General features: G+C 65.1%; 5 protein-coding genes. All 5 read right to left on the bottom strand.

The window, feature by feature from the left end:
• Positions 1-526 (bottom strand): GTP-binding protein (locus tag VFE83_RS19450; RefSeq protein WP_324909264.1); only part of this gene is annotated, 526 nt, incomplete at its 3' end.
• A 147-nt stretch (positions 527-673) separates the two neighbouring features.
• Positions 674-1,141 carry a 30S ribosomal protein S7 gene (gene rpsG, locus VFE83_RS19445; protein WP_194932373.1) on the bottom strand — a complete coding sequence of 156 codons (468 nt, stop codon included), beginning with the start codon at positions 1,139-1,141 and terminating at the stop codon, positions 674-676.
• Positions 1,142-1,197: 56 nt separating this feature from the next.
• Positions 1,198-1,572: a 30S ribosomal protein S12 gene (rpsL, locus tag VFE83_RS19440; protein WP_216959686.1), complete on the bottom strand. Its 375-nt coding sequence runs from the start codon at positions 1,570-1,572 to the stop codon at positions 1,198-1,200.
• Positions 1,573-1,879: 307 nt separating this feature from the next.
• Positions 1,880-6,103 carry a DNA-directed RNA polymerase subunit beta' gene (rpoC, locus tag VFE83_RS19435; RefSeq protein WP_324909260.1) on the bottom strand — a complete coding sequence of 1,408 codons (4,224 nt, stop codon included), beginning with the start codon at positions 6,101-6,103 and terminating at the stop codon, positions 1,880-1,882.
• 95 nt (positions 6,104-6,198) lie between these two features.
• On the bottom strand, positions 6,199-8,040 hold a 1,842-nt coding region (gene rpoB, locus VFE83_RS19430), incomplete at its 5' end, for a DNA-directed RNA polymerase subunit beta (RefSeq protein ID WP_324909258.1).

Genomic DNA, 8,040 nt, shown 5'->3' with positions numbered 1-8,040 from the left:
CGGCACCGATCGGCACCTGCATCGGCACGGCGTACGCGCCCAGGCGCGACTTCAGCTGCTCGACGACCTTGTCAAAGTTGGCACCGGTGCGGTCCATCTTGTTGACGAACGCCATGCGCGGCACCGAGTACTTGTTGGCCTGGCGCCATACGGTCTCGGACTGCGGCTGCACGCCGCCCACGGCGCACAGCACGAACACCGCGCCGTCGAGCACGCGCAGCGAACGCTCCACCTCGATGGTGAAGTCGACGTGGCCTGGGGTGTCGATGATGTTGAAGCGGTGCTCCGGCAGGGACTTGTCCATGCCCTTCCAGAACGCGGTCGTCGCGGCCGACGTGATCGTGATGCCGCGCTCCTGCTCCTGCTCCATCCAGTCCATCGTCGCGGCACCTTCGTGCACTTCGCCGATCTTGTGGCTGACGCCGGTGTAGAACAGGATGCGTTCCGACGTGGTGGTCTTGCCGGCATCGATGTGGGCCATGATGCCGAAGTTGCGGTAACGCTCGATGGGAGTGGTGCGAGCCACGGGACCCTCTCGTAAGTTTTCGAATTCCAGATGGCCAGATGCCGCCTCAGGGGCGGCCTCCGGTTCGCATGGCGGCTTGTCTGCCGCCGCGGCAGCTCAATAGGCTGCCGGGGCCGACGACCCCTAGATGGGGTCGCCTCGCTCAGATCACCAGCGGTAGTGGGCGAACGCCTTGTTCGCTTCCGCCATGCGGTGGGTTTCTTCGCGCTTCTTGATCGCGCCGCCACGGTTCTCCGAGGCGTCGATCAGCTCGGCCGCGAGCTTGCGCGGCATCGAGTTCTCGCCACGCTTGCGGGCCGATTCGATCAGCCAGCGCATCGCCAGCGCCATGCGGCGCGAGGAGCGCACTTCGACCGGCACCTGGTAGGTGGCACCGCCGACGCGGCGCGACTTCACTTCGACCGCCGGGGAAACGTTGCCCAGCGCCTTCTCGACCAGCTCGAGGGCGTTGGGGTTCTTCTCGCCGATGACATCCATCGCGCCGTAGACGATCTTCTCGGCGACCGACTTCTTGCCGCTCTGCATGACCATGTTGATGAAACGGGCGATCGTCTCGCTGCCGTGCTTGGGATCCGGCAGGACCGAACGCTGAGGAGTGGAACCTTTACGCGACATGGTGCGTACCTATTCTCGTGATTCTTGTACGGGGCCGCCGATGCGGCCGACCGGGATTAGGACTTCGGACGCTTGGCGCCGTACTTGGAGCGGCCCTGGCGGCGCTTGGTGACGCCAGCGGCGTCGAGCGAACCGCGCACGGTGTGGTAACGCACGCCCGGGAGGTCCTTGACGCGACCGCCGCGGATCAGCACGACCGAGTGCTCCTGCAGGTTGTGGCCTTCGCCGCCGATGTACGAGATGACTTCGTAACCGTTGGTCAGGCGCACCTTGGCCACCTTGCGCAGCGCCGAGTTCGGCTTCTTCGGGGTGGTGGTGTACACACGGGTGCAAACGCCACGACGCTGCGGGCAGTTCGCCAGCGCCGGCGAGGCGCTCTTGTAGGTTTCAGGGCTACGCGGCTTGCGTACCAGCTGATTGATCGTCGCCATCTGGAACTCTTTGAAGAAGGCCGGGCGGCCTTGCGTGGATAAAAAACGAACGGCACGCCGGAACCTCCGGCACGCCGAGACGAAAAAGTATAGCCCGCGTCAGACGTTACCGTCAACGCGGACTAGACCGGATGCCCAGCCGGACCGCGATGGCGGCACGGCTTGGGACTTCACTGCGATCCCGCCCTTCCTGGGCCGAACACGAGGCGCATCCTGGCGACCTCATTTCGTGATCTGGGCGGCCCCACGAAGGGGCCGCGAAAACGCCGGGATTGTACCGGCAAACCGCCGCGGAGGAAACCGGCGATTACGACGCGCTGGATTCCTCGCCCTCGACGTCCGCGGTTTCGGCCGTCTCTGCGGTCGTCACCGGGCCCGCCAGGGTCTCCAGTTCCGACTCGGTCAAACCGGTGGCGCCGCGGCGGCGCTGGGTGTGGTACGCCATGCCGGTACCGGCCGGGATCAGGCGACCCACGATCACGTTCTCCTTCAGGCCGCGCAGGCTGTCGCGGGTGCCGCGCACGGCGGCCTCAGTCAGCACGCGGGTGGTTTCCTGGAAGGAAGCCGCCGAGATGAACGACTCGGTCGCCAGCGAGGCCTTGGTGATGCCCAGCAGCACCGGGTCGAACTTCGCCACGATCTCGTTGCGGGCGGCCAGCTTGGCGTTCTCCTCGATCACGCGCTGGCGCTCGACCTGCTCGCCATTGAGGAACTTGCTGTCGCCCTGATCGAGGATCTCGACCTTGCGCAGCATCTGGCGAACGATGACCTCGATGTGCTTGTCGTTGATCTTCACGCCCTGCAGGCGGTAGACGTCCTGGATTTCCTTGGTCAGGTACACGGCCAGCGGCTCGACGCCCAGCAGGCGCAGGATGTCCTGCGGGCTCGGCTCGCCGTCCACCACGGTCTCGCCCTTCTCCACGTGCTCGCCTTCGAACACGATGATCTGGCGGTACTTCGGGATCAGCTCTTCGTGCTCGTTGCCGTCGGTGTCCTTGATGATCAGGCGCTGCTTGCCCTTGGTGTCCTTGCCGAAGGAGACGATGCCCGAACGCTCGGCCAGGACCGCCGGGTCCTTCGGCTTGCGCGCTTCGAACAGGTCGGCCACGCGCGGCAGACCACCGGTGATGTCGCGGGTCTTCGACGCTTCCTGCGGGATCTTGGCCACCACGTCGCCCACGCCCACCGGCGCGCCGTCCTGCAGGTTCACGATCGAGCGCGGCGGCAGCAGGTACTGCGCCGGCAGGTCGGTACCCGGGATGGACAGGTCCTTGCCGTTCTTGTCGACGATGCGGACGATCGGACGCAGGTCCTTGCCCTGCGAGCCGCGGCGCTTCGGATCGGTGATCTCGCGCGAAGCCAGGCCGGTGAGTTCGTCGGTCTTCTCGATGACGGTGACGCCGTCGACGAAGTCGATGAAGCGCACGAAGCCCGCCACTTCCGACACGATCGGATGGTTATGCGGATCCCAGTTGGCGACGGTCTGGCCGGCCTTGATCTCCGCGCCGTCCTTGACGTTCAGCATCGCGCCGTACGGCAGCTTGTAGCGCTCGCGCTCACGGCCGTGACCGTCGAGCACCGACAGTTCGCCCGAACGCGACACCGCGACCAGATGGCCGGCGGCATGCTCGACGTGCTTGAGGTTGTTGAACTTGATCGTACCGGTGGTCTTGACCGTCACGTTGTCGATGGCGGCCGCACGCGACGCGGCACCACCGATGTGGAACGTACGCATCGTCAGCTGCGTACCCGGCTCACCGATCGACTGCGCGGCCACCACGCCGACGGCCTCGCCCAGGTTCACCAGGTGACCGCGGCCCAGGTCGCGACCGTAGCAGTGCGAGCACACGCCGAACGCGCTGGAGCAGGTGATCGTCGAACGCACCTTGATCGACTGGACGCTGGCGTCCTCGAGCTTCTGCACCCAGGCTTCGTCGAGAAGCGTGTTGCGGGTGACGATCGGCTCCTCGTCGTTGCCCGGCAGGAACACGTCCTCGGCCACGACACGACCCAGCACGCGGTCGCGCAACGGCTCGACCACGTCGCCCCCTTCGACGATCGGCGTCATGGTGAGGCCTTCGTACGTGCCACAATCGCTCTCGGTGATCACCACGTCCTGCGCCACGTCGACGAGGCGACGGGTCAGGTAACCCGAGTTCGCCGTCTTCAGCGCGGTGTCGGCCAGACCCTTACGGGCACCGTGGGTCGAGATGAAGTACTGGAGAACGTTCAGGCCTTCGCGGAAGTTCGCGGTGATCGGGGTCTCGATAATCGAGCCGTCCGGCTTGGCCATCAGGCCACGCATACCGGCCAGCTGGCGGATCTGCGCCTGCGAACCACGCGCGCCCGAGTCGGCCATGATGTAGATGGAGTTCATCGACTTCTGGTCGACGGTCTCGCCCTTGGCGTTAACGACCTTGTCGGTGCCGATGGCGTCCATCATTGCCTTGGCCACGCGCTCGTTGGTGCGCGACCAGATGTCCACGACCTTGTTGTAGCGCTCGCCCGCGGTAACCAGACCCGACTGGTACTGCTCCTGGATCTCCAGCACTTCGGCTTCCGCTTCGGCCAGGATGTCCTTCTTCTCGGCCGGGATCAGCATGTCGTCGATGCCGATGGACACGCCGGCACGCGTGGCGTAGCCGAAACCGGTGTACATCAGCTTGTCGGCGAACACGACCGTGTCCTTCAGCCCCAGCATGCGGTAGCAGGAGTTGATCAGGCGGCTGATGTTCTTCTTGGTCAGCTCGACGTTGGCGAGCGCGAACGGCAGGCCCTCCGGCAGGATCTCGCGCAGCAGGGCGCGACCGACCGTCGTGTCGACGATCGAGGTGCGCTGCTCGCTGGTGCCGTCCTCGTTCTTCACCGTCTCGGTGATGCGGACCTTGCACTTGGCGTGCAGCTGCACGACGCGGTTGTCGTAGGCGCGCTTCACTTCGGCGACATTGGCAAACACCATGCCCTCGCCGGCCTTGTTCTCCAGGGCGCGGGTCATGTAGTACAGGCCGAGCACGACGTCCTGCGACGGCACGATGATCGGCTCGCCGTTCGCCGGCGACAGGATGTTGTTGGACGCCATCATCAGCGCGCGCGCTTCCAGCTGGGCTTCCAGCGAGAGCGGCACGTGCACGGCCATCTGGTCACCGTCGAAGTCCGCGTTGAACGCGGTGCAGACCAGCGGGTGCAGCTGGATCGCCTTGCCTTCGATCAGCACCGGCTCGAACGCCTGGATGCCCAGGCGGTGCAGCGTCGGCGCGCGGTTCAGCAGGACCGGATGCTCGCGGATCACCTCCTCGAGGATGTCCCACACCTCGGCCTCTTCACGCTCGACGAGCTTCTTGGCGGCCTTGATGGTCGTGGCCAGGCCACGGCGCTGCAGCTTGGCGAAGATGAAGGGCTTGAACAGCTCCAGCGCCATCTTCTTCGGCAGGCCGCACTCGTGCAGGCGCAGGGTCGGGCCGACCACGATGACCGAACGGCCCGAGTAGTCCACGCGCTTGCCGAGCAGGTTCTGGCGGAAGCGGCCCTGCTTGCCCTTGATCATGTCGGCCAGCGACTTGAGCGGGCGCTTGTTGGTGCCGGTGATGGCACGGCCACGACGACCGTTATCCATCAGCGCATCGACCGACTCCTGCAGCATGCGCTTCTCGTTGCGCACGATGATGTCGGGCGCGTTGAGTTCCAGCAGGCGGCGCAGGCGGTTGTTGCGGTTGATGACGCGGCGGTACAGGTCGTTCAGATCGGAGGTCGCGAAGCGGCCACCGTCCAGCGGCACCAGCGGACGCAGGTCCGGCGGCAGCACCGGCAGCACGGTCATGACCATCCACTCCGGACGGTTGCCGGACTCGAGGAAGGCCTCCACCAGCTTGATGCGCTTGGTGAGACGCTTGAGCTTGGTTTCGCTGTTGGTCGCGGCGATCTCTTCCTTCAGCGTGACCATCTCCGACTGCAGGTCGATCGTGCGCAGCAGCTCGTAGACGGCTTCGGCGCCCATCGACGCTTCGAAGTCATCGCCGTGCTCCTGGCGCGCCTGCAGGAACTGTTCTTCGGTCAGCAGCGTGCCCCGCTCCAGGGCTGTCAGGCCCGGCTCGGTGACGACGTACGCTTCGAAGTACAGGATGCGCTCGATGTCGCGCAGGGTCATGTCCAGCATCAGGCCGATGCGCGAGGGCAGCGACTTGAGGAACCAGATGTGTGCGACCGGCGAGGCCAGATCGATGTGGCCCATGCGCTCGCGGCGCACCTTGGCCAGCGTCACTTCCGTGCCGCACTTTTCGCACACCACGCCGCGGTGCTTCATGCGCTTGTACTTGCCGCACAGGCACTCGTAGTCCTTGATCGGACCGAAGATGGCGGCGCAGAACAGGCCGTCGCGTTCAGGCTTGAAGGTGCGGTAGTTGATGGTTTCCGGCTTCTTCACTTCGCCGTAGGACCACGAGCGGATCAGGTCCGGCGAGGCAAGCGCGATCTTGATCGCATCGAAGTCGATCGTCGTGCGCTGCTGGTTGAAGAGGTTGAGCAGGTCTTTCATGGTTTTCTCCAATCGGAGGAATTCGTCGATGGGCTGTGGATGGCTGGCTCAATGCAGCGGGAAGCGCGCGTTTCGCGGCGCTTCCCGCGTATCGATCAGTTCTCTTCCAGCTCCATGTTGATCGCGAGCGAGCGGATTTCCTTCACCAACACGTTGAAGGACTCCGGCATGCCGGCAACCATTTCGTACTCGCCGTCGACGATGTTCTTGTACATCTGGTTGCGGCCCTGCACGTCGTCGGACTTCACCGTCAGCATTTCCTGCAGGGTGTAGGCCGCGCCGTAGGCTTCCAGCGCCCAGACTTCCATTTCGCCGAAACGCTGGCCGCCGAACTGCGCCTTGCCGCCCAGCGGCTGCTGGGTGACGAGCGAGTACGGACCGGTCGAACGCGCGTGCATCTTGTCGTCGACCAGGTGGTTCAGCTTCAGCATGTGCATGTAGCCGACCGTGACCTTGCGCTCGAACGCCTCGCCGGTACGACCGTCGAACAGTTCGGTCTGGCCGCTGGACGGAAGGTCCGCCAGTTCCAGCATGCGCTTGATCTCGGACTCGGCCGCACCGTCGAACACCGGCGTCGCCATCGGCACGCCATCGGTGAGGTTCTTCGCCAGGCGCAGCAGCTCCTCGTCGGAGAACTGCGTCAGGTCGACACGCTCGCCCACGACCGCGTTGTCATGGTTGTAGATGTCGTTGAGGAACTTGCGCAGTTCGCCGATGGCCTGCTGTGCTTCCAGCATGCGCTGGATCTTCTGGCCCAGGCCCTTGGCGGCCCAGCCCAGATGCACCTCGAGGATCTGGCCGATGTTCATACGCGACGGCACGCCCAGCGGGTTCAGGACGATGTCGACGGTCTGGCCGTCGGCCGCGTACGGCATGTCCTGCACCGGCACGATGGTCGACACGACACCCTTGTTGCCGTGACGGCCGGCCATCTTGTCGCCCGGCTGGATGCGGCGCTTAACGGCGAGGAACACCTTCACCATCTTCAGCACGCCCGGAGCGAGGTCGTCGCCCTGGGTGATCTTGCCGCGCTTGTCGGCGAAGCGCTTCTCGAACTCGGCCTTGTGGACCTCGATCTGCTTCTGCGCGCGCTCGATCGCCTCGACCGCGTCGTCGTCCTTCATGCGCAGGGTGAACCAGTCCTTCTTCGGCAGGCTGTCGAGCACCAGCGAAGTGACGGTGTCGCCCTTCTTCAGGCCTGCGCCGCCGTTGGCGATCTTGCCGACCAGCTGCGAACGCAGACGGTCGTAGATGGCCGCTTCGAGGATGCGGAACTGGTCGTCGAAGTCCTTCTTGACGCGACGGATTTCCGATTCCTCGATCTGGCGGGCGCGCTTGTCCTTCTCGATGCCGTCACGGGTGAAGACCTGCACGTCGATGACGGTGCCGTCCATGCCCGGCGGCACGCGCAGCGAGCTGTCCTTCACGTCGGAGGCCTTCTCGCCGAAGATCGCGCGCAGCAGCTTTTCTTCCGGCGTCAGCGTGGTCTCGCCCTTCGGCGTGACCTTGCCCACCAGCACGTCGCCCGGCTGCACTTCCGCGCCCACGTAGATGATGCCGGACTCGTCCAGGCGGTTCAGCTGCTGCTCGGACAGGTTCGGGATGTCGCGGGTGATTTCCTCGGCGCCCAGCTTGGTGTCGCGGGCCATCACCACCAGTTCCTCGATGTGGATCGAGGTGTAGCGGTCGTCGGCCACGACGCGTTCGCTGATGAGGATCGAGTCCTCGAAGTTGTAGCCGTTCCAGGGCATGAACGCCACCAGCATGTTCTGGCCGAGGGCCAGTTCGCCGAGGTCGGTCGATGCGCCGTCCGCGACCACGTCACCCTTGGCGATGCGGTCGCCGCGGGCGACGATCGGACGCTGGTGGATGTTCGTGTTCTGGTTGGAACGCTGGTACTTGATCAGGTTGTAGATGTCCACTCCGACTTCGCCGGC

The sequence above is a fragment of the Lysobacter sp. genome (genome assembly GCF_035655815.1).
GTDB lineage: Bacteria > Pseudomonadota > Gammaproteobacteria > Xanthomonadales > Xanthomonadaceae > Lysobacter_J.
This window is presented reverse-complemented; position numbering and strand designations above follow the sequence as displayed.